Genomic DNA, 22,355 nt, shown 5'->3' on the forward strand with positions numbered 1-22,355 from the left:
CGTGCCCCTGGCCATGGATGGCCACCCCTTTCGTGATGGCGCCGCTGGCGCCTTGCCCGGCCAGTTCCTCCGGGCCCTTTCTGATGAGGTGTGCCATGTCTGCCCATGCTCCCGTCCACTGGTTGGGCGAGGTCGAGCTCGTGCCGTTCGACCCGCCGGCAGATCCAGCTGCAGACGACAAGGGCAACGTGGCCGCCTTCTTCGACATGCTGGCGCATGCCGAAGGCACTACACGCTTCGGCGATGAAGATGGGTATGACGTGCTGGTCGGAGGAGAGCTGTTCGACAGCTACCACGATCACCCGCGCCGCCTGGTTTACCTGCCGGCCTATGAGATCAGCAGCACGGCGGCCGGGCGCTACCAGTTTCTGGTTGGCACCTGGGACGACCTGGCCGCTCGCTTCGGGCTGCGCGACTTCACCCCGGTCAGCCAGGACGCGGGTGCCATCCAGTTGATCCGCCAGTGTAAGGCCCTTTGCCTGGTGCACGATGGCCGGATCCGCGAGGCCATCCATGCCTGCCGCCGCATCTGGGCAAGCCTGCCCGGTGCAGGCTACGGCCAGCGCGAGGTGGCTACCGAGGAACTGGTCGAGGTGTATCGACAGGCAGGCGGCCGCGTGGCCGAAGAGCAAACCGGCAGAGAACGAACGTGACTATGGCCGAGGTACCGAAGCAGGGATCGCAACTCGACCGCATCGAAGGTCTGCTGGCACAGGTTTTGGACCGGCTGACGCGAATGGAAGAGCGCCAGAACGCTCAGTCCGCGCAGATCGACAGCCACGCCATGCAGCTGACCGAGTACAGCCAGCGGATCCGCGAGCTGGAGGTACAACTGGCGGTGGCGGCGGCTTCCGGAAAGGAGCAGAGCAGGGCGCTTAATGGGCGCTGGACGGCAGTGGGTGCCGCCTCGCTCGTGGTGCTGGGCTCCATCGGTGCGTTCGTCGGAAACGCCGTCATCCAGCTGATAAAAGGTGTGTCATGAACTGGCGAGATGCCGTATCCGAGGTTGCCAAGTATGCGCCCGCCGTTGCTGCTGCGTTGGGCGGTCCTGCTGCTGGTGGTATCACTGCTGGCGCGTCCCGCATGGTCACTGGCCTACTCGGCGTTGAGGACTCTCCCGCGGGCCTGGTGGCGGCGACGCAGGACCCGAAGAAGCGGGCCGAGCTGATCCGCATCAACAACGAGCACCGCGAGAAGCTAGAGGGCATGCGCCTGAATGCCGAGGCTGCCCAGGCGGCGGAGGAGACGGCCCGGCTGGCTGAGACTCAGAAGACTTTGCGTGCCGAGCTCGAGCACGATGGCTGGTTCAAGAGTGGTTGGCGTCCTGCACTAGGCTGGGTATTTGCTGCGTCTCTCGGCGCGCTGGCCGGCGTGATGGCCTTCACGATCGCCCGCACGCCGACTGTGGTCAGCGATCCTGAGTTCACCGGCATGCTGGTGTGGCTGTTCGTGACCATGGGCGGCGCTCTCGGCATCAACGTGCGTGAGCGGAGCAAGGACAAGATCCGCCGCTTGGGCCAGTCGCCGCGGACGTTCATGGATGCGCTGCTGGTGAGAAAGCCGGAAGGTTAGAGGCTGGCTTAACCTCGGGGTGGGAATGGATCATTTCCGTGGCTATCCCGGTCTCGGATGGCTCCGTCTTTTCCTTGGATGATGAACTCGACGCCTTCTCGGCGGGCCATGTCCCGCCCGTAATTGATGGCCTCTTTTTGTGTTTCAAAAGTCCGGGCTACTCGATCTGTGTTCTCGTGGCGGACGGCCCAGCCTTTTGGATGTACAACAACCCATACATTGGGCTTCATAAGTACCTCCTTAGTTGGTGGTGCTACTCAGACTGGCATCTGCCGGTAGAGCCAGCAAGAAACTGAGTGTCGACATGCCTCAACGTCCACCACGCCCCTGCCGCGCTCCAGCGTGCGGGGGCAAGACCACTGAGCAGCACGGCTACTGCCAGGAACACGAGCACCTAGCGACTGGGTGGCAACGGACCCAGCAGGGCAAGAGCTCCTCGGTTCGTGGGTACGGCGCTCGCTGGCAGAAGTTACGTCGAGTAGTTATCCAGCGGGATGGTGGGTTGTGTCAGCCCTGCCGACAGGTCGGTCGGATCACGTCGTTTGATGCTGTCGACCACATCGTCCCAAAGGCCGAAGGCGGCACGGACAGCCACGACAACCTGCAGTGCATCTGCGACCCGTGCCATCGGGAGAAGACCCAGCAGGAAGCAGCCAGGGCCCGCCAGCGCGACGCCTGAGGGGGAGGGGGGGATGCAATCCCTACAGCCTTTGCCGGGGTCGACCGCAAGCCTTCGGCAGTTTCTTACACCCGCGAAATATGAAATTCCAGGGCTTGAGCAGGAGGTAGCACCATGGCAGGCACCAGCAAGAGTGGGCGGAAGCCCAAGCCCAGCCATCTGAAGGCGGTGCAGGGCAACGCCGGCAAGCGCAAGGTCAATGAGGACGAGCCCCAGGGAGAGGGGCTCGTCGAGGCGCCGGAGCCGCCGGAGTGGATGGACCCGATCGGCCAGGCTGCTTGGCGCGAGCTGGCGCCCTGGCTGGTCAGGGTCAAGATCCTGACCGGTTCAGATCTCCATGTGCTCGAAACTTATTGCGAGGCCTACGCCACCTGGCGAGCCTCGGTGGAGGAGGTTGCCCGCACTGGGCTGACCGTCGAGACCGCGATGGGCGGCATCGCCAAGAACCCCGCTCTGACGGCGAAGAACGAGGCACATCGCCAGATGACAGTAAGCGGGTCGGCCCTCGGTCTGACGCCTGCCGATCGCGCGCGGCTGGCCGTGCCCGGCGCCAAGGACGCCTCCAACCCCTTCAAAGACCTGGTAGGCAAAAAGCGATGACTCTCAATGGCCAGCTACCCCAACGTCAACGCCGCGAACAGGTACGCACGGGACGTGGTGGCTGGCCGGATTCCGGCGTGCAAGGAGGTCCGGCAGGCCTGCCGGCGCCATCTGGAGGACGCCAAGGCAGCGAAGTCCCGGTCCTATCCGTACCGCTTCGATCGCGAGGCCGCTGAACGCGCCGCCATTTTCATCCAGCTGCTACCCCACACCAAGGGGCGCTGGGCACGTGAGAAGCGACTGATTGCGCTGGAGCCCTGGCAGCTGTTCATCGTCTGCGCGATCTTCGGCTGGCTGAAGAAGCGCACCGGTATGCGCCGCTTTACCGAGGCCTACATCGAGGTCGAGCGCAAGAACGGCAAGTCAGTGCTGGCCGCGGCCATCGCCAACTATATGCTCGCCGCCGATGGCGAGTACGGTGCCGAGGTCTACTGCGGCGCCACCACCGAGAAACAGGCCTGGGAGGTGTTTCGGCCGTCCCGCTTGATGTTGATGAAGTCACCGGCGCTGGTGAGTGCCGCGGGCATCGAGATCATGGCCAAGAACGTCTCGATCCCGGAGGACGGATCGCGCCTCGAGCCCTTGATCGGCGACCCGGGTGATGGCTCGTCGCCCAGCTGTGCCCTGGTCGACGAGTTCCACGAGCACCAGTCGCCAAGTCTCTACGACACCATGGCGACCGGCATGGGCTCCCGCGACCAGCCGCTGATGTTCATCATCACCACGGCCGGCTTCAACCTGGCGGGGCCGTGTTACGACAAGCGCCGCCAGGTGCAGCAGATGCTCGATGGCGCGCTGCCCAACGATGAGCTGTTCGGCATCATCTACACCATCGACCAGGGCGACAGCTGGCAGGATCCGGCGGTACTGCGCAAGGCCAACCCCAACTTCGGCATCTCGGTCTCCGAGGAATTCCTGCTCAAGGCCCAGCGTGACGCGATCCGCTACCCCAGTCGGCAGAACTCGTTCCTGACCAAGCACCTCAACGTCTGGGTCAGTGCCCGCAGCGCCTGGCTGAACATGGCCGAATGGCATGCCGTCGGCGACGCCTCGCTTGCGATCGAGGACTTCATCGGCAAGCCGTGCTGGCTGGGTGTTGACCTGGCCAGCAAGACCGACATCGCCGCCATCGCGCTGCTGTTCCGCGACGAGATCGAGGACAAAAAGGGCCGGCTCAAGACGCGCTGGACCGTCTTCGTGCGCAGCTACCTGCCTGAGGGTGCCGTCGAGCGAGCCAGCAATAACAAGGCGGCCTATGAGACCTGGGTCAACAGTGGCTACCTGCTCACCACCGATGGCGAGGAGCTCGACTTCGAGGTCATCCGCGAAGACATCAAGGACCTCGCCAGCCTGTTCGAGATCCAGGAAATCGCCTACGACCCCTGGCGCGCCACCCAACTGGCTCACCAGCTGATGAACGACGGCGCCGAGATCATCGAATACCGCAACACCGTGCAGAACATGTCGCCGGCGATGCGCGAAATGGAGGCCGCCATCACCGGCGGGCGCTGGCGACACTCCTGCGATCCGGTGCTGACCTGGATGGCCAGCAACGTCGTGGCTAAGGCCGACGCCAAGGACAACATCTATCCGCGCAAGGAAAAGCCCGAGAACAAGATCGACGGCATCATCGCCATCCTCATGGCCCTGGGCCGTGCCATCACCGCCGAAGGCCAAGCGCCGGACGAATCCATCTACGACACCACGGACGTGACATGCTGATTTCCCTCGTCACCTTTCTCGTCGGCCTGGTGGGCGCTGCCCTGGTTGCCTTCGGCGCCTGGCTGCTGGCGCCCGCTGCCGGCTACATCGTCGCCGGCGTGCTGTGCCTGGCCTGGTCGTGGCTGGCCGCTCGGGCTGGCGCACGGCAGGCCCCGCCCACCGAAGAGGGTGACCACTGATGTTCTGGCCCAACATGTTCACCAGTGCCGCCAGCGGCCAGCAGCGCAAGGGTGTCGACTGGACCGGCGGGTGGGTCAGCTCGGTGGTCGGTCGCCAGAGCTCAGCCGGCACCATGGTCAACACCGAGACCGCGATGGCCGTCAGTGCTCTGCGTGCCTGCGTGACCCTGCTGGCCGAGTCGGTGGCTCAGCTGCCCTGCGAGCTCTACCGCCGTGACGACCAGGGCGGCCGCGTCCGTGCCGTGGATCACCCGCTCTACGACCTGATCCACAGCCAGCCCAACCGCAAGGACACCAGCTTCGAGTACTACGAGCAGGGCATGGGCGCTCTGACGCTGGAGGGCAATGAGTTCTCGCTGATCGACCGCGACGGCGCCGGTTATCCGCGCGAGCTGATCCCCGTTCACCCCAAGAAGGTGCGGGTGCTCAAGGGGCCGGACGGGCTGCCCTACTATCAGCTGCTCGAGCACGCCGACGAGATCGTGCCGATGCGCATGATGCACCACGTCAAGGCATTCTCCATCGACGGCTTCGTCGGCCTCTCACCGATCGCCACCAATGCCGATGCCATCGGGCTGGCGTTGGCCACCGAGCAGCATGCCGCCGCCGTCTTCCAGCGCGGCACCACCATGTCCGGGGTGATCCAGCGCCCGCGGGAGGCCGCCCCGATCCAGGATCAGGCCAAGGTCGACCGCCTGCTCGAGAAGTTCGCCGAGCGTCATTCTGGCCTGCGCAACATGTTCAGCGTGGCCCTGCTGCAGGAGGGCATGGAGTACAAGCAGCTGGCCATGGACAACGAGAAGGCCCAGCTGCTGGAGTCGCGCAACTTTGGCGTCATCGAGGTGTGTCGGCTTTATAAGGTGCCGCCGCACATGATCCAGCAGCTCGACAAGGCGACCTTCAACAACATCGAGCACCAGGGCCTGCAGTTCGTCATCTACACCCTGCTGCCGTGGATCAAGCGCAAGGAGGCCGCGATGATGCGCGACCTCCTGCTGCCCGAGGAGCGCAAGAACCTCTACATCGAGTTCAACGTCGGCGGCTTGCTGCGTGGGGACCAGAAGAGTCGCTACGAGGCCTACGCCCTGGGCCGCCAGTGGGGCTGGCTGTCGGTCAACGACATCCGCCGCTTGGAGAACATGCCGCCCATCGCTGGCGGCGGCAAGTACCTCACGCCGATGAACATGACCGATTCCCAGCGCCCCGGCGAGAGCCTGAACGCCACCCCCGAGCAGCTCCAGGCCATCCAGGAGATCCTTCAATGAGCCACGCCATGATCAACTACCCACACATCGCGTCGATGGTGTTCAACACCCCGCTCTATGCGACGCCGACCCTGGTGCAGGCCGTGCGCTCGGTGCTCGAGCCCCGCCTGCTGGGCCGCACCCACGACCTGCCGCAGAGCCTCGGTCTGGGCGGCGACGAAGAGCGCGAAATGCAGCGCCTGCAGGTGGTGGGGCGGCTCGCCATCATCCCCGTGCACGGCGTGCTGGTTGCCCGCCGCGGGCAGATCAACGGCGCCTGCGAGGAGATCCTCTCCTACGAGCGCCTGCGCGGGCAGATCACCGCCGCCCTCAACCATGAGTTGGTCGAGGAGATCGTCCTCGACTTCCACACCGGCGGCGGCCAGGCCATGGGCTGCAAGGAGCTGGGCGACTTCATCCGGGCCAGCACCGCCATCAAGCCGATCACCGCCCTCGTCAACTTCGCCGCTTACTCGGCCGGCTACTTCCTGGCTTCAGCCTGCACCCGGATCATCGCCAGCCCCACCGCCGGCGTCGGCTCCATCGGCGTGATCATCGAGACCTACGAGATCAGCCGGATGGAAGAGGAGATGGGCATCACCTTCAACACCTTCTTCCGCGGTGATCACAAGAACAACCTCTCCCCCCACGAGCCGATAACCGACCAGGCCATCCAGGAGATCAACACCAAGCTCGACGATGCCTATGCCACCTTCACCGAATCCGTGGCCAGCTACCGTGGGATCTCGGTCAGTGACGTGATGGCCAGCGAAGCGCGGCTTTACACCGCCAAGGACGCCCTCGCCGTCAAACTGATCGACGAGATCGCCCCCGCGCAGGACGCCCTCGATGCCATCGCTCAGGCCTACACCAGCCAGAGCCCACCCTTGACCACCCGAAACAGTCGACGCATTCAGGCCCAGGCCCGAGCGCTCGATACCAGTTGTCAGCTCTAGCCACGCGGCGGAGCGACACCCCAGGCGGCCACGGCCGCCTTTTTCGTGCCTAACCGAAAGAGGACGCACCATGCTTACCATCGAAGAACTCCGCCGCCAGCGCGCCGAGGTGAATGCCCAGGTGCAGGCCCTGGCCAAGCTGGAACAGGAGAACGGCGAGCTCGACGCCGAGCAGCTCGAGCAGTTCGAGCAGCTTGCCGGCCAGTTCGACAAGCTCAGCGAGCAGCTGACGCGTGCCGAAGCCGTGGAGCGCATGAACGCCACCGCTTCCCAGCCGGTGGAGAGCTACGGCAACCGCGCCCCGGCGGTACATACCAAGCCCGAGCTCAAGCAGTACACCGGTGCCAAGGTGGCACGCATGGCCATGGCGGTGGCCGCCGGCAAGGGCGACCTGCAGCTGGCCGCCAAGTTCGCCTCAGGCGAGATTGGTGATGCCGATGTGGCCATGGCCATCGAGACCAGCGCCGGCTCCGGTGGATCGCTGATCCCGCAGAACCTCCATGACGAAGTGATCGAACTGCTGCGCCCGCGTACCGTGGTGCGTGGCCTCGGCGCCCAGACCATGCCGCTGCCCAACGGTAACATGAGCATCCCGCGCATGGCCTCTGGGGCGACTTCCAGCTACGTCGGCGAGAGCTCCGACGTGCTGGCCTCCGAAGGCAGCACCGACGACGTCGCGCTGCAGGCCAAGACCATGATCACCCTGGTGCCGTTCTCCAACCAGCTGATCGGCCGCGCCGGCTTCAACGTCGAGCAGCTGTTCCTCAACGACATGATCGCCAGCATGGCGGTGCGCGAGGACAAGGCTTTCCTGCGTGACGACGGCTCCAGCGACACCCCCACTGGCTTCGCCAAGATCTGTGCCGATGAGGGTCGCACCGTTCCCTGGAACGGTACCGCCGACATGGCCGGCATCGACGCCTACCTCGACAGCCTGATCCTGACCCTGATGGAGAGCGACAGCCTGCTGCTCCAGCCGGGCTGGGCGTTGTCACCGCGCACCTACATGAAGCTGTTCGGTCTGCGCGATGGCAACGGCAACAAGGTCTATCCGGAAATGGCTCAGGGCGAGCTCAAGGGCTGGCCGATCAAGCACACCACCACCATTCCCACCAACCTCGACACCTCAGGGGATCTCAACAACAACGAGACCGAGATCTTCTTCGCCGACTGGAACGATGTGGTCATCGGCGAGAGCGACATGATGACCATCGACTTCTCTCGCGAGGCCACCTACAAGGACGCCAGCGACAACCTGGTCAGCGCCTTCTCGCGCAACCAGTCGCTGCTCCGTGTAGTGAAGGAGCACGACGTGGCCTTCCGCCATCCCGAAGGTCTGGTGCTGGGTACCGAGGTGCCCTGGTAACACCGAGCGCCGCCACCCTGTCGCCGGCCGCCTGAGTGCGGCCGGCGTCGTATCCGGATCCCATCCCCGAAAGGAGCCACACCATGGCCACCACCAAGAAAACCGATCGCCAACTGGTCTCGATGACCTTCCGAAAGCCCTGGGGCCGCTACACCAAGGGCGACCGCGCCGGCTTCGAGCCCGAGCGTGCCAAGCAGCTTGAGGAGCGCAAGCTCGCCGTGCGCAGTGCCCAGGCCAAGGATGCCGAAATGGCGGCGGACACCAAATCGAGCAGCGCCAAGGGCACTGAAGGCGCCGACAAGACCTGAGCCCGTTGCCGCCCATTCGGGCGGCAACCCGAACACTGACCGAGCGCACTCATGATCACACTCGCCGAGGCCAAGCTGCACCTGCGCCTGATCGATGACATCGCCGATGCCGACAGCTACACCGTCGAGGACACTCACATCCAGGCGCTGATCGGCGCGGCCTATCGTCATGCCGAGCAGGTCACCCGGGTGATGTTCGAGAAACGTAACGAGACCCTGGTGCTCGACGGCTTTCCTTCGGGCAGTGAGAGCATCGAGCTGCCGTGGACACCGGTCGCATCGATCGAATCACTCGACTACATCGACGCTGATGGCATCAGCCAATCCCTGGACGCCGAGACCCTGCGTCTCGATACCCGTCCGATCACTCCTCGGCTGGCGCCGCAGTGGGGCAGCCTGTGGCCCAAGACCATCGACGAACCTGAAAGCGTCACCCTCATAGCCGGCGTTGGGATGGACGTCACGCCCCCGGACGTTCGGGCTGCACTGCTGCTGTTGATCGGTCACCTCTACGAGAATCGCGAGGCGGTGGTGATCGGCACCATCAGCAGCGAGGTTCCCCTAGGCGTCCAGATGCTGCTGGCGCCCTACACACTCCATTCCGTGGGGTAGGACATGCGTATCGGACGACTCCGCCACCGCGTCACCCTGCGCGGCGCCCGCCATGGCCACCAGCCGAGCTGGCCCGAGGCCGGCCAGGCATGGGCCGAGTTCGTCGAGCCAAAGAGTGCGGGGCGTACCGAACAGCAGGGCATCCGCGCCCCCGGGGCGACCCTGGTGCGCATGCGCCCGCGGCCCGGCCTGCAGGTGGGCCAGCTGATCGAGCGTCGCGACGGGGCGCTGTTCATCATCGAGGCCATCGACCCGGCGCGCACGGTGGTGGAGATCGCCGCGCGGCGCCTGCAGGGCGTGCCGGCCAGCTACGTGCCGTTCGCCACCGGCATCGGCTACGCCATCGAGGCCTTCCTGCTGCGCGAGAACGTCTTCGTCGGCCAGGCCAACGAGCCGCGCCACCTGGTGGAAGTCATCCAACTGCAGCTGACCTGGCCATGGGCCGAGGGCGGCGACCTGATCCAGATCGCCGGGCTGTCGCTGGAGATCGTCGGCCAGGTGGAAGGCACCGACGACGGCATCACCGTCCAACTGTTTACCATTCCGGGCTGAGCCTTCGCCGGCTTCGGGGCGATGTAAGGAGCCGTCATGGCACGTAAGCGCGGCAAGTACAGCAAGCTGCCCAAGGGCATCCAGGTCGGCGGGCTGAGTGAGAGCAAGAAGGCCTTCCAGGCGCTGCCCGCCGCCACCCGCCGGGCCATCGCCGGGGCGGTAAACGAGCAGGCCGCCGAGACCCGCACCACCCTGGTCGGCCGCATCAGCCAGGATGGCGGCGTGAAGAAGGGCGAGGTCGCCCGACGCATCAGCATCAACAAGGCCAAGGCCGGCGAGGGCCGGGCCTTCGCCGAGCTCAAGCTCAGCCGACGGCCGGTGCGCTTCAAGAATTGGCAGTACGAGACCCGCCAGACCGACAGCACCGGTACCCGGGCCAGCATCTGGATCCGCAAGGGCGGCGCCCGCATGCGCGTGTGGGGCTTCGTGAACCCCAAGGGCCGTGGGGTGCCGCTCACTCGGTACCGCAAGGGCAACAAGGACCGCATCCGCCGCGCCGCCGGCTGGGGCCTCAAGAACCACTGGAACCACCAGGTCAACGATGCGCTGCGTAGCGAGATCGCCACCGGCGTCGACGGCAAGTTCCTCAACCGCTTCAACAAGGAGTGGGCAAAACGATGAGTCAGCCCAAGAGCACCCAGGTGGTCAACAAGCTCATCCAGCGCCTGGCGGCGATCAGCACCGCCAACGGCTACCACACCGATGTCGCCGACCTGGAGACCAGCGCCCAACAGGTGCAGATCGACCACCACACCACGCTGCCGGTGCTCCACCTCCACAACGTCGAGAACGCGATCACCCGCGTGGTGGCCGGAGGCGCCCGCAGCGAGAAGCGCACCCTGCAGATCGACGCCTACCTCAAGGGCGGGCAGGGCACCCGCGAGCGGCAGGATGACATGCTCGATGACCTCTACCGGGCGCTTTACACCGGCGAGAAGATCAAGCTCGACCGCCTCGCGGTGGAGATCGAAACGGGCGTTGCCGCCCTCGACGATGCCGACCTGGGCAGTCGCATCGTGCCCATCTACCTGCCCGTCACCATCACCTATACCAGCGAGAGGTAATTCGCCATGCCTGGCTATCAAGATACCGGCCTGATCGTCGCCGGCGACGTGTTCATGGGCGAGGTCGACTCGGACGGCAACGTCGGTGCCCTGCGCGGCCCGATCAACGTGCCGTCCCTGGCCATCACCCCTAACACCGTCGAGACCATCGAACGGCAGAGCTACAAGAAGGCTACCTACGGGCAGACGCTCGACGCCGTCAACCTGCCCAACGAGGCCGCCAACCTGACCATCCAGTTCGACTCGCTGCCGGCGATCCAGCTGGCCGAGGCCTTGGCCGGCAAGACGGTGGCCATCGACGATGCCGCCGACACCGTCACCGGCGAGGCCCACACCCTGGAGGAAGGGCTGTGGATCAAGCTGGCCAAGTCGAACCTGTCCAACGGCTCGGTCACCATCACCGAGACCAGCGGTAGCACCGACATCACCGCCGACTGCGAGATCGACCATGCCGCCGGCCTGGTGCGTGCCAACACCAGCGCCGCCGCCACCGACGTGACCATCGACTACGACACCGATGCCGCCACCGGCACCCGAGTGCTGGGCGCGAGCGAGATCTCCAAGCCGCGCTTCGTGATGGTCGAGGGCATCAACCTCGCCACCAACAAGCGGGTGCGCGTCGAGATCGACCGCGTGGTGCTCAGCTCCGACCAGGCCACCGAGTTGATGGGCCGCGAGTTCATCAGCGGTCAGCTCACCGGCTCGCTGGTCACCCTGGAAGGCAAGGACAGCCCGTACACCATGGACATGTACGACTGAGCCGATGAAGGAAGGGCGCCCGGGCTGACCCGGGCGTAAGCCATTTGCAACACGTAACGTAAGACATCACCGATGGAGTCACCGTCATGAGCGATACCAAGGCCCAGCCCGCCGACCTGGTGCAGGTCACCCTCAAGAAGTCACACACCCACAGCGGCCAGCCCCACAAGGTTGGCGACAAGCTAAAGGTCCGCCCTGACCAACTCGAGCGCCTCAAGAAGCACGGCAAGATCTAGGCATCTCCCGGGCCAGCCGATTGGCGGGGCCGGGTTACAAGATGTAACCTGCCTTCAGGGAACTGAAGGAGGTGGAAGATGGAAACGGAACCGAATGCGTTTTACGCCATCGGCCAGATGGCCGGGTGGTGGCTAATTTTCCTGGTAGTGGTGCCGTGGCTGGCAGTGCTGCTGGCCGTATACAGTCGTGGCAATTCGATGATCGTGGCAGGTTTTATCGGCTTCTTCGGCACTCCGCTGATCGGGATGCTTTATGTGATCGCTCAGCCGGTGAACCAGTCGGTATTGGACGAGCGGGCCATTCGTTCGGGAAAAAGCCGACGCTGTTCCAAATGCATGACGCTCAAGCATCCCACGGCGCGCATCTGCCCACAGTGCAAAACCATCGCTGGAAAGAGTGACGCACCGGAACCAAGCCGGCTCGAGCCATCGCTATCAGGCATGAGCGCTGTGCACGATCCAGGTGAAAACGTCGAGCGAGCTGAACCAGATGAAAACGGTGTCGCCGAGTTCCAGCGACGGATGCAGCAGCGCGATCCATAGCGATACCCACACGATCCCCGAGCCCCGCCACCGAGCGGGGCTTTTCTTTGCCTGCACGGTGACCCATGGCCCAGAACCAGAACGACATCCAGCTGCGCATCAGTGCCGCGGTCGACGGCCTGCAGGACATCGGCGCGCTGCTCGCCGAGATCGACGAGCTGGGCGGTGATACCACCTCGGCCTCCTCCGATGTCGAGAAGCTCAACGAGGCGATGTCATCGCTCGGCCAGCAGCGCAAGCTGATCGACTCGCTGGAGCAGACCCGCGGCAAGGTCGCCGAGGCCGAGCAGGCCATGAACGAGGCGGTGGGCGAGGCCGAGCGCCTGCGCAGCGCCTACGAGGACAGCGCCCAGGGTGTGGAGGCCCAGCGGCGTGCTGCCCAGCAGGCCGCCGAGCAGGCGGAGACCGCCAGCAATGCCTACCAGCAGCAGCGCCGCGAGTTGCAGGCGCTGCAGACCCAGTACAAGGGCGTGCAGGAGAGCACCACCGGCGCCCGCCAGGCGTGGCGTGATGCCGCCCAGCGGGTGCAGGATCTCGAGGCCGCCATCGAAGCCAGCGGCGGGGCCACCGAGCAGCAGGCCCGCCAGCTCAACGAGGCTCGCGGCGCCGCCGACCAGGCTCGCCAGAGCTACGAACAGCAGGCCGGCACGCTCAGCAACTTGCGCGACGAGCTGACCCAGCAGCGCACCGCCGTGGATGGCGCCAAGCAGAGCTGGGAGGACTACCGCGACGAGAGCCGCGACCTCAATCGCGACCTGAAGGAGAGCGAGCGCGCCTTCGCCCGGCAGGGCAAGGAGCTGGATCGCGCCGAGACCGCGGCTGACAAGGCCACTGGCAGCTTCCAGCGCCAGGCCAATAGCCTCGACGAGCTCAGCTATGACGCCCGCCAGGCGGGGGTGGACGTCGACAATCTCGCCGACGAACAGCAGCGCCTCGACGTGGAGTCCCAGCAGCTCGAGGGCTCGGTCGATCAGCTCAAGGGCAGCCTGCGCGAGTACCGCCAGGAAGTCGACCAGACCGACGGCAAGCTCAAGCAGTTCGGCAAGCGCCTGGCCGGTGGTGCCGTCAGCTTCGCCAAGTGGGCCGCCGCCGGTGCCGCGCTCTCGGTGGGGCTGATCACCCGCTACACCGCCCGCCAGGCCGAACTGGCCCAGCAGCTCGACAACACCTCCGAGGCGATCGGCGTCAACGTCCAGCGCCTTCAGGAACTGCAGTACGGTTTCTCGCGGGTGGGCATCGATGCCGACAAGACCGGCGACCTGCTCAAGGACGTGGCCGACAAGATCGGCGACGCCTACACCAATGGTGGTGGCGAGGCGAAGGACGCCATCGACGCCCTGGGCCTCAGCCTCGACGAGCTGATCAACCTCTCACCGGATGAGCAGCTGCTGGCCATCGCCGGGGCCTTGGATAGCCTGCCCCAGGCCAGCCAGGTCAACGTGCTGGAGAGCCTGGCCAACGACGCTAGCCTGCTGCTGCCGCTGCTGCGCGATAACGCCGCCGGCCTGCGCGAGCTCACCGACGAGGCCAACCAGGTCGGGGCCATCATGGACCCCGAGCAGATCGCCAATCTGCAGGCCACCAACGATGCCATCGAGCGCCTCCAGGGCAGGCTGCAGGGGCTGCGCAACCGGCTGATTGGCGAGGTCAGCCCGGCGGTCAACGACCTGGCCGGCTCGTTCGATGAGCTGCTCGAGGACAACCCCGGCCTGGTCGACGATCTCAGCCAGGTGTTCCGCGGCCTCATCCAGCAGACGCAGCGCTGGATGGAATACGTCATCACCAACCGCGAGCGGGTGGGCTCGGCCCTGCAGGGGCTGATCGACACCGCCCAGTTCCTGGGCAACTCGTTCGTGGCGGCGTTCCGCGGCATCCAGACGGCGGCCAGTGGCGTGCTCACTGTGGTCGCCGGGGTGATCGCCGGCATCATGTCGCGGATCGAGCTGGTGGCCAATGGCCTGAACCGGCTCGGCCTGGTCAGTGACGAGACCATGCGTGGCCTCGAGGCCCGCGCCGCCAGTGCGCGCCAGGCGGTTGTGGATCTCGCCAATCAGACGGTGGAGTACGGCAAGCAGACCCTCCAGGCCGGCGCCGATGCTGTCGGTGCCTTCGACAACACCGGTAAGGCAGCCTCCCGGGGGGCAGATGCCGCCGAGGCCGCCGCCGAGCGTCAACAGGTCATCAGCGCCGCGGCGCTGCAATCCGCCCAGGCCATCGCCCAGGCCACCGCGGATAACGCCAACCAGCAGGCCCGCTTGGCCGAGGCGCTGGACGGTGCTCGCGTCGAGCACGAGGCCCTGCGCGAGGAGCTCAGAAAGAACCCCTCGAGCGAGCTGGCTCAGAAGACCGGCGAGGCTGCCAATGAGGTGGCGCGGCTCGAGCGCGAGCTGCGTAATGCCGAACGTGCTGGTCGCGACAACGCCAAGGCCATGCAGGCCGCCGCCGATGCCATCGGCCTGACCCTTGAAGAGCTGCGCACCGGGGTCAGCGACAGCGCCCGCGAGGCCATCGAGGGCTTCGAGACCCTGGCCCGCTCCGGCGAGCTTACCGGTGAGCAGCTGCAGGACGCCTTCCAGGCCACCTGGGAGAACCTCGACAGCCCCGAGGCCCGCGAGGCCTTCCTCGAGAACCTCCGTGAGATGGTCGCCGACGGGGTGGATGGCGCCGGTCAGTGGCTGGCGGCCTGGCAGGAGGCTTTCCAGGGCCTGGAGGACGGCAGCGACGGCGCCGTCGATGCGCTGAAGAAGGTCAACGAGGCGGCCAAGGAAGCCGCTGAGGGCCAGAACGAAAATGCCGAGGCCGGCAAAAGCATGCAGCTCAGCCTGCAGCAGATCCAGGGCGCGGCCGCCAATGCAGCCGGCGGGGTTCGTGCTGCCTGGAAAGCGGTGGCTCAGGGGGCCCGTGAGGCGGCGTCCTCCACCGATGATGCGGCCGACAGTAGCCGCGACCACGCCGATGCCGTGGACGAGCAGACCCGCGCCATGGAAGAGGCCGAGCGAGCCAGCCAGCGCCTCAACGACTCGCTGGAATCCAGCATAGCCAGCATGCGCGAGCAGCTCGCCCAGCTCGAGGGCGACCAGGAGCGCGTGCAGGAATTGCAGTACGACCGCCAGAAGCTCGAGCTGCAGCAGCAGCTCAACGAGGCCCGCGAGGCCGGCGACGCCGAGGCACAGCGTGCCGCCCGCGAAGCGCTGCGGCTGGCCGATGAGATCCACCAGCGGCGCCTCACCAATATCCGCGAGGAAGCCCGCGAGCGTGAACGCCAGGCCACCGCCGATGCCGGGGCCTCAACGTCACGGCAGGGCAGTGTGGCTCAGCCCGCCAGCGCCGCCCAGCCGGCCGCCGTCGCTCAGCCCACCCGGCGCTATGAGGTGCTGGTGCGCGCCGAGACCGGCAACGCCACCGCCTACGTCGCCACCGAGCGCGACGCCGAGAACCTGATCACTGCCCTGGGCCGCGATGCCCGCCGCGTACAGTAGGAACGCCCATGATCACCCTTACCCATGCCGGCGGCGTCATCACGCTGCCGGAGGATCTCGCCTGGCCGGATGAGTTCGACTGGTCGCCGGTGGTCGGCGCCGAGCAGCGCTCGCTCAGCGGGGCGCTGATCGTCCACCACAGCACCGCGCAGGGCGGCCGGCCGATCACCCTCGAGAGCGCCGGTGCCAGCTGGTACCCGCGTGCCGACGTGCTGGCCCTGCAGGCGCTGCTCGAGGACGCCGCCAACACGGTGGCCACCGGCGACACCCCGCCGGCGATGACCCTGGACGTGCACGGCCGCACCTTCGCGGTGGCCTGGCGGCTGGCCGGCAACGCCCGGCCGCTGGAGGCCACGCCGGTCTATCGCCTGGCCGACCCCGATGGCACCCACCCCTACCTGATCACCCTCCGCCTGATGGAGATTTAACGCATGCCGATTCTGCAGGGCGACATCAAGCTGCTGAAAAGCGAGCGCATGACCGACAACGAAGACGGCGGCGGGCGCATCACCGGCAACGAGATCGAGGACGGTCTCTCCAACGAGATCTTCAACGACGTCTCGGACCTCGACCGCGTCTACGGGCGCACCAGCCTGCGCAAGGTCTACGGCGCCGCCGAGAGCGACGACACCGCCATCTACTTCGGCAGCCACGTGATCATCGATCAGGCCCCGGATGACGACAACGTGGCCGTGCTGGCGTTCTCGACCGGCTCGCCCACCGACGAGCGCGACGAGGCCCGCGAGCGGGTAGAGGGCTACGTGGTGCCCGGGCCGCTGACCCGCATGCGGCTGTATGGCGACCAGCTGGTCGGCCAGCGCTCGCTGCTGGCCTACACGCGCACCGGTGAGACCCCGCCGGACATCGGCGACGTGCTGGTGCTCTCGACCGAGAGCGGTGCGGATGCCGGCGACGAACAGTACGTGCGCATCACCGGCGTGGAGAGCCAGAACCAGGTGTTCACCGATTCGCAGGGCGATTTCACCCGCCAGGTGCTCACCCTGGAGATCTCCACCGAGATCACCACCCGCTTCCATGGCCACGAGCCGGTGCGCGGTTCCAGCCCGCAGCCCGATACCCTGCTGCGCCAGAGCCAGGTGGCGGACGCCTCGCGCTACTACGGCATCAGCCCGCTGGCCGAGGCGGCCAGCCTGGGTGCCAAGCAGTTCCGGGTGGCCAGCGTCTACCAGCCCATAGTGCCCAGCACCCAGAGCGAGAGCCCGGTGGTCGATGTGCAGGTGGGCGGCCAAGTGGCGCTTTCGGTGGATAGCGGCGGCATCACCCACGAGATTCCGCAGGTCGCCGAGACGCTGCAGATCGGGGTGGCCGTCAATAACCGCGGCTATTCCTACACGCGCAACCTCCAGCCGCTACCCGCCCCCGGCACCGTGGTGGTGGAGTTCCTGGCGCTGGGCAAGTGGTACACCCTGCGTGATGAAAACGGCAACGGCGAGCTGACCGGCAGCGGTACCGGCCAGGTCAATTTCGCCACCGGCTCGCTCTCGATCACCCTGCAGGAACTGCCGGACGTCGACTCGGCGATCCTCATCTACTGGGGCACGCCGGTGCACTACGTCGACCGCGCCGGCTACCAGGTGCCGTTCGCCACGCCCTCGCTGCGCTTCATGCTCGAGCACGGCGGCGTGGTGCCCGGCAGCGTCACCGCCACCTGGCTCTCCAACGACACCGAGGTCACCGCCACCGACGACGGCCAGGGCAACCTGACCGGCGCCGCCAGCGGGCGCATGGTCTACGGCTTCCAGGATGGCACCAACGGCGACCGCCTGGGCGAGCTATGGATCGAGTTCAACGACGGCGCCTGGCCGGATGCCGGCGGCAACGTGGTCATCGACTACGAACACGGCGCCTCCGACACCGCAACGTTCAATCCCAGCAAGGACGGCAGCGGCTTCGTCCAGCTGCAGCTGCCCAACGCCCCGATCAAACCGGGCTCGGTCAGCCTGCAGTGGGTCGTCGAGCACAGCGACACGGAGGCCAGCGGCGGCACCATCGATGAGTCGACCTGGTCGGCGTGGCGTTCCGGCCGCGCCTCCTGGGCGGATTACAGCGCCGACAGTGGCGGCGATACCATCAGCCACTTCGAGTCGCGCTATGAAGAGAGCTCGAAGTTGACCTACCGCGCCTATGACGACGGGGCGGGCAACCTGCCGGGCTTCGAGGGCGTGGTCGATTACGAGACCGGCCTGGTGACGATGCGCGTCGAGCTCGAGGGCAAGCTGCAGCGCTGGGATCGCAACGACGCCGACGGCGATGCGAGCTGGAAGGAGGTCGGCGTCACGGAGGAGTTTGCCGATGGCTCGGCCGTCATCGCCCGCTGGCAGCCGCAGACCATCGGCAGCACCGCCGGCAGCGTCTCGCAGAGCCCCAGCCCGTTGCGCGTCGACCTGCTGCCCCTGCTGCAGGACATGATCGTGCCGACCACGCTGCGCTTCACCTTCCGCGGCGCCACCTACGAGGACCGCGACGGCAGCCTCTACCGCGATGTCGACCCGCAGACCGGCGCCGGACTCTACAGCGGCACCATCGACTACGCCCGGGCCAGCGTGGTCCTCGAGGACTGGGGCGGCGGCGGCAGCAACCAGATCGGCATCGACAGCCTGATCACCGTCTACGGCGAGTGGAACGTCAACGAGGTGTTCTTCCGCACGCCCGGCAGCCCGATCCAGGTCGGCGAACTCTCGCTGCTGGCCACCGCCGCCGATGGCGAGCTGCTCGATGGCCAGAGCCAGTTCAACGGCGAGATCCAGGGCGGCGACCTCGAGGGCCAGATCGACTACAGCACTGGCGTGGCCAGCGTGCGCTTCGGGGAGCTGGTGGCCGATTCGTCACTGACCACCGAGGAGAAGAACCAACCCTGGTACGACCCGGCCAACGTCGACGGCGACGGCAACATCTGGCGCCCGCGCCCGGTGCTGCCCAGCACCTGCCGCTTCAACACCGTGGTGCTCACCTCGCTGCCGCTGGACGCCGAGCTGCTGGGGCTGGACCCGGTGCGCCTGCCGCCGGACGGCCGCGTGCCGATCTATCGGCCGGCACAGGTGGCGGTGGTGCACCATACGGCGAAGACCGCCTGGCCGTTGGACACCCAGCCGGGCGACAGCCTGGACGTGGGCCGTACCCGCCTGGCGCTCGGCCACGTCGAGGATGCCAACGGCGAGCGCCTGCCCCAGGCCGATGTCAGCGTGGACCTCGATGCCGGCCTGTTCACCCTCGACAGTGGCGCGGATCTCAGTGGATATGCCGAGCCGCTCTACGCCGTGCATCGCGTCGAGGACCTGGTGCTGATCTCTGATGTGCAGATCGGCGGGCAGATCACCATCATCGGCCAGCTCAGCCACGACTACCCGGCCGACGACACCTACGTCAGCTCGGCGCTGATCAGCGGCGACCTGCAGGCCCGCTGGGCCAACCTGTTCGACCAGGCCACCTGGACCAACGAATGGTCGGACAGCCTGATCGGCGACGAGACCAGTGCCGAGTACAACGCCACCCAGTACCCGCTCACCGTCACCAACCGCGGTGCCATCACCGAGCGTTGGGCGTTGATCTTCACCAGCTCAACAACCTTTCGGGTCGTCGGGGAGAGCGTGGGCGAGATCGGCACCGGGGACATCAACACCGAGCTGGCCATCCACAACCCCAATACCAACGTGCCCTATTTCACCGTGCCAGTGCTGGGCTGGGGGCAGGGGTGGAGCACCGGCAACGTGCTGCGCTTCAACACCATAGGGGCCAACGCCCCCATCTGGCTGGCCCGCACCGTGATGCAGGGCGAGGCTCAAGGCAACGACTTCGAGTTTCGTATCCAAGTTCGCGGCAACGTGAACGCCGACCCGCAATAAGAGAGGCAACGACATGTCTGATCCGATCCGCATGTATGACAGTGGCATGGTGGGTGCCCCTGTGTTGATGACCCGCAGCCTTGGCTCTTTGAAGGAGGTGCTTAGGCAGGTCTTGGTAACCGGCTTCAACGTATCCCCAGCCGACGACCTAACCTATGATCCTGCGGAAGGGGAGGGAGTTATTCTTTTTTCTGGTGGGCACTCCTTTGTGGTCCACCAAGTAGTGGAAGTCGCCGGGGCCAATGAGGAAGAATGGAATGGCTTGTGGAAAGTTACCGGGGTGGGTAATACCACCGTGCGGTTTGCTATGGACACTGTGCCATCTGGAAACGCGACAGGCGCCTTGTCGGTCAAAACCGCCTCGGCAGGGTGGACGATGCCTCATGAATCAACCGATGGTCACCGGGCCATCTTTCAACCCTCTGAACCATCCAGCCCCTGTTACTATATTGATAACAGCGATTGGATGGCTGCTTCTTGGGCTTATGCTGACGAGGATATAGTACAGGTGCTCCTGCGTGGGCACCTTTCAGTCACTGACATCGACACGCGACACGGTGAGTTCGGTGATGGGGGTATCTCTCAGGGTACCTACAATGATTCCTCATACTACGATTTTCCGAGGAGTTGGAAGATTGTAGCTAACGGTAGGTTCGTGTGGATGCACGTCTCCGACCCTAACCCCGAACAGACAAGCATCACAGCCCAGAGCACCATTATTGCCTTCGGCGACCTAGCCAAAGGCAGATCCGGTTATCAGGATGCCTTCATTGGTCTGATGGAGTTCGGCACAAGTGACTCTAGCCCAGAGGGCTATATGGGTGACCTTACCTCATCGACTTACAAGAGGGTGTCTCGGGGTATCGGGGGGAGGGGGGTCAACCTAGAAGTGAAAACCCTGTCGTATTCCCCTTACTTGGGAAAACCGTTTGTCCTTCCAGACGCAGGCGATAACAAGGCTCGTGTGGAGACCGAGCTTACAGCACTGGCAGAAGTTCCGGGGGGCGGTTACGTGCCAGTGGGTGTTCTGCCGGGTCTTGCCAACTGCCTGTCGGGGGCAATGTACGGCGACGATTCTACTGTCGAGCTAGGGGGCCGTGTCTATTGGGTCTGGTATTTTGCCGGACTGAGCAGCACTGATTACAACGACAACAATCAGAACATGGCCTTGATCGACATTTCCGGTCCTTGGCACTGATTAGGAGGTGCGGACATGCCTATAACATATCCTCCCTCTTCGGGATACGGGCTAACGAAAGCACCCCCCGGTGCTATTGACCCGTCCAAAGTAGGGTACGACGCTCTGATCATCACCCCGTTCCCTGTGAAGAGGAGCGGCGACAGATTCGAAACTTTCACGCTGGAGTTTTATGTTTTCTGTAGGGATGTTTCTGGAACTATCCTCACATCACAGAAAGGCTACAGCTCCAGCCCCACGAGTCGTGGCCTCTACATTCGGAGAACAACTGACGGGATTAGGGTTTATCTTGATGGTACTTCGCTTTCTATTGATTCCCTAGCCAAGGACCAGTGGCATCACATTGCCATTGTTCATGAGTACCAGACCGCCTTTAAGGTGTACCTCAATGGCTCGCTTGCCTCCAGCACGGCGGTTGGTTCGCTCTATATGGGCTCTAACCCCAGTTACCTATCGTCTGACCCTATGGGGTACTACGATCAGGCCGATGTTGACTTGGCGAACATTCGACTATGGAGCACCGCAAGAACTGATGCTCAGGTCGCGGTGGACAAAGACACAGACTATGGCCCGGGAGAACCCGGTCTTCTATGGGCCCTGTCTCTGGACAGCGACGACCCCACCATGAATGCCGAGGTTAGCGGGGGTTACACATACGCTATTTTGGGTAATAACGTGGTGGTCGAAGGCTCGGTTCCATCGGACTTAGCCGCGCCAGTAGAAATCGACTTTCTGGTACCTACAGATTCGATCCTTACTGAGCCTGAGCCTGTGGTTTACCCCGGCCAGATCAGTGGCACCGTGACCGTGAAGGGCGACCCCGCCGCCCAGCGGGTGCTGGCCTTCGTGCGCTCGACCGGCAAGAAGGTCGCCGAGACCACCAGCGCCATTGACGGGACCTACACCCTCGAGGGCCTGAACCCCGAGGTGGCCCACTACATCGTCGCGCTGGATAAAAACCTCGAGTACAACGGGGTAATCGCCGACAACATCGTGCCGGAGGTGCCGGCATGATGGACCTCGCCCTGCCGGTCAAGAACGACCGGCTGCAAGCCATCGCCAGCCGCGTGGACAACGCCGGCAACGGTGCCACCTTCACCCTCTACACCGAGGAGCGCCCGGCCAACGCCCAGCAGGCGCCGAGCGGGGAGGAATTGGTGGCCCTGCCGGTGCCGGTGCCGTTCGCCGACAGCATCGAGAACGGGGTGCTGACCGGCAAGCCGATGCCCGAGACCATGGCCACCGGAGGCGGCGAGGCCGGCTGGGGCCGACTGCGGGACGCCACCGGCGCCACCGTGATGGACCTCGAGGTGGGGGAGGACGGCAGCGGGGCCCCCGCCACCATGCCAGCCACGCAAGTCTATGCCGGGATGCTGGTCGAAGGGGTTTCCCTGGTCCTGGTCGAACCCTGATAAGGAGGCCC

General features: G+C 65.4%; 25 protein-coding genes. 24 read left to right on the forward strand and 1 reads right to left on the reverse strand.

Annotation, left to right across the window (positions count from 1 at the left end; genetic code table 11):
* Positions 1 to 95 precede the first annotated feature (95 nt).
* The 3 genes from M8009_RS00665 to M8009_RS00675 are packed head-to-tail and all read left to right on the forward strand — an operon-like array spanning position 96 to position 1,572.
* The gene (locus tag M8009_RS00665) at positions 96 to 653 is read left to right on the forward strand and encodes a glycoside hydrolase family 24 protein (protein WP_250058838.1); all 558 of its coding nucleotides are present in this window, start codon (positions 96 to 98) and stop codon (positions 651 to 653) included.
* A gap of 2 nt (positions 654 to 655) precedes the next feature.
* The gene (locus tag M8009_RS00670; RefSeq protein WP_250058839.1) at positions 656 to 982 is read left to right on the forward strand and encodes a hypothetical protein; all 327 of its coding nucleotides are present in this window, start codon (positions 656 to 658) and stop codon (positions 980 to 982) included.
* Positions 979 to 1,572 carry a 3TM-type holin gene (locus M8009_RS00675; protein WP_250058840.1) on the forward strand — a complete coding sequence of 198 codons (594 nt, stop codon included), beginning with the start codon at positions 979 to 981 and terminating at the stop codon, positions 1,570 to 1,572. The genes M8009_RS00670 and M8009_RS00675 overlap by 4 nt, the downstream gene beginning before the upstream one ends.
* 8 nt (positions 1,573 to 1,580) lie before the next feature.
* Here M8009_RS00675 and M8009_RS00680 read toward each other — a convergent pair whose 3' ends face one another.
* Complete coding sequence (locus M8009_RS00680) at positions 1,581 to 1,802, reverse strand: DUF2188 domain-containing protein (RefSeq protein ID WP_250058841.1); 222 nt, start codon at positions 1,800 to 1,802, stop codon at positions 1,581 to 1,583.
* Between the two features lie 74 nt (positions 1,803 to 1,876).
* Here M8009_RS00680 and M8009_RS00685 point away from each other — a divergent pair, with 74 nt between their 5' ends.
* The 21 genes from M8009_RS00685 (at position 1,877) to M8009_RS00785 (ending at position 22,344) form a co-directional block, all read left to right on the forward strand.
* Positions 1,877 to 2,251, forward strand: a complete 375-nt coding sequence (locus M8009_RS00685; protein ID WP_250058842.1) for an HNH endonuclease — start codon at positions 1,877 to 1,879, stop codon at positions 2,249 to 2,251.
* 114 nt (positions 2,252 to 2,365) lie between these two features.
* A complete protein-coding gene (locus M8009_RS00690) occupies positions 2,366 to 2,851 on the forward strand; it encodes a phage terminase small subunit P27 family (protein ID WP_250058843.1) in 486 nt (161 codons plus the stop codon).
* 6 nt (positions 2,852 to 2,857) lie between these two features.
* On the forward strand, positions 2,858 to 4,573 hold the full coding sequence (locus tag M8009_RS00695; protein WP_250058844.1) for a terminase large subunit: 1,716 nt from the start codon (positions 2,858 to 2,860) through the stop codon (positions 4,571 to 4,573).
* Positions 4,567 to 4,752 carry a hypothetical protein gene (locus tag M8009_RS00700; RefSeq protein ID WP_250058845.1) on the forward strand — a complete coding sequence of 62 codons (186 nt, stop codon included), beginning with the start codon at positions 4,567 to 4,569 and terminating at the stop codon, positions 4,750 to 4,752. Before M8009_RS00695 ends, M8009_RS00700 begins: the two co-directional genes overlap by 7 nt.
* A complete protein-coding gene (locus tag M8009_RS00705; protein WP_250058846.1) occupies positions 4,752 to 6,017 on the forward strand; it encodes a phage portal protein in 1,266 nt (421 codons plus the stop codon). The genes M8009_RS00700 and M8009_RS00705 overlap by 1 nt, the downstream gene beginning before the upstream one ends.
* A complete protein-coding gene (locus M8009_RS00710; protein WP_250058847.1) occupies positions 6,014 to 6,952 on the forward strand; it encodes a S49 family peptidase in 939 nt (312 codons plus the stop codon). The genes M8009_RS00705 and M8009_RS00710 overlap by 4 nt, the downstream gene beginning before the upstream one ends.
* Positions 6,953 to 7,022: 70 nt before the next feature.
* A complete protein-coding gene (locus M8009_RS00715) occupies positions 7,023 to 8,318 on the forward strand; it encodes a phage major capsid protein (protein WP_250058848.1) in 1,296 nt (431 codons plus the stop codon).
* An 83-nt stretch (positions 8,319 to 8,401) separates the two neighbouring features.
* On the forward strand, positions 8,402 to 8,626 hold the full coding sequence (locus tag M8009_RS00720; protein ID WP_250058849.1) for a hypothetical protein: 225 nt from the start codon (positions 8,402 to 8,404) through the stop codon (positions 8,624 to 8,626).
* A gap of 51 nt (positions 8,627 to 8,677) precedes the next feature.
* Complete coding sequence (locus M8009_RS00725; protein ID WP_250058850.1) at positions 8,678 to 9,238, forward strand: head-tail connector protein; 561 nt, start codon at positions 8,678 to 8,680, stop codon at positions 9,236 to 9,238.
* Between the two features lie 3 nt (positions 9,239 to 9,241).
* Entirely contained in the window at positions 9,242 to 9,790 is a 549-nt protein-coding gene (locus tag M8009_RS00730) for a head-tail adaptor protein (RefSeq protein ID WP_250058851.1), read from the forward strand.
* 36 nt (positions 9,791 to 9,826) lie between these two features.
* Positions 9,827 to 10,411 carry a hypothetical protein gene (locus tag M8009_RS00735; protein WP_250058852.1) on the forward strand — a complete coding sequence of 195 codons (585 nt, stop codon included), beginning with the start codon at positions 9,827 to 9,829 and terminating at the stop codon, positions 10,409 to 10,411.
* Positions 10,408 to 10,854, forward strand: a complete 447-nt coding sequence (locus tag M8009_RS00740) for a hypothetical protein (RefSeq protein ID WP_250058853.1) — start codon at positions 10,408 to 10,410, stop codon at positions 10,852 to 10,854. The genes M8009_RS00735 and M8009_RS00740 overlap by 4 nt, the downstream gene beginning before the upstream one ends.
* Before the next feature lie 6 nt (positions 10,855 to 10,860).
* Entirely contained in the window at positions 10,861 to 11,613 is a 753-nt protein-coding gene (locus M8009_RS00745; protein ID WP_250058854.1) for a phage tail tube protein, read from the forward strand.
* Between the two features lie 86 nt (positions 11,614 to 11,699).
* A complete protein-coding gene (locus M8009_RS00750; protein ID WP_250058855.1) occupies positions 11,700 to 11,849 on the forward strand; it encodes a DUF7210 family protein in 150 nt (49 codons plus the stop codon).
* A 78-nt stretch (positions 11,850 to 11,927) separates the two neighbouring features.
* A complete protein-coding gene (locus tag M8009_RS00755; RefSeq protein ID WP_250058856.1) occupies positions 11,928 to 12,392 on the forward strand; it encodes a hypothetical protein in 465 nt (154 codons plus the stop codon).
* A gap of 65 nt (positions 12,393 to 12,457) precedes the next feature.
* Positions 12,458 to 15,871, forward strand: a complete 3,414-nt coding sequence (locus tag M8009_RS00760; RefSeq protein WP_250058857.1) for a hypothetical protein — start codon at positions 12,458 to 12,460, stop codon at positions 15,869 to 15,871.
* Positions 15,872 to 15,879: 8 nt separating this feature from the next.
* Positions 15,880 to 16,299 (forward strand): hypothetical protein, encoded by a 420-nt coding sequence (locus M8009_RS00765; RefSeq protein WP_250058858.1) that lies wholly within the window; start codon positions 15,880 to 15,882, stop codon positions 16,297 to 16,299.
* A gap of 3 nt (positions 16,300 to 16,302) precedes the next feature.
* A complete protein-coding gene (locus tag M8009_RS00770) occupies positions 16,303 to 19,734 on the forward strand; it encodes a hypothetical protein (RefSeq protein WP_250058859.1) in 3,432 nt (1,143 codons plus the stop codon).
* Between the two features lie 13 nt (positions 19,735 to 19,747).
* The gene (locus M8009_RS00775) at positions 19,748 to 20,932 is read left to right on the forward strand and encodes a hypothetical protein (protein WP_250058860.1); all 1,185 of its coding nucleotides are present in this window, start codon (positions 19,748 to 19,750) and stop codon (positions 20,930 to 20,932) included.
* A gap of 15 nt (positions 20,933 to 20,947) precedes the next feature.
* Entirely contained in the window at positions 20,948 to 21,946 is a 999-nt protein-coding gene (locus M8009_RS00780) for a LamG domain-containing protein (protein WP_250058861.1), read from the forward strand.
* The gene (locus tag M8009_RS00785; protein ID WP_250058862.1) at positions 21,943 to 22,344 is read left to right on the forward strand and encodes a hypothetical protein; all 402 of its coding nucleotides are present in this window, start codon (positions 21,943 to 21,945) and stop codon (positions 22,342 to 22,344) included. Before M8009_RS00780 ends, M8009_RS00785 begins: the two co-directional genes overlap by 4 nt.
* Positions 22,345 to 22,355: the final 11 nt, after the last annotated feature.

Source organism: Halomonas gemina (genome assembly GCF_023554995.1).
Lineage (GTDB): Bacteria > Pseudomonadota > Gammaproteobacteria > Pseudomonadales > Halomonadaceae > Halomonas > Halomonas gemina.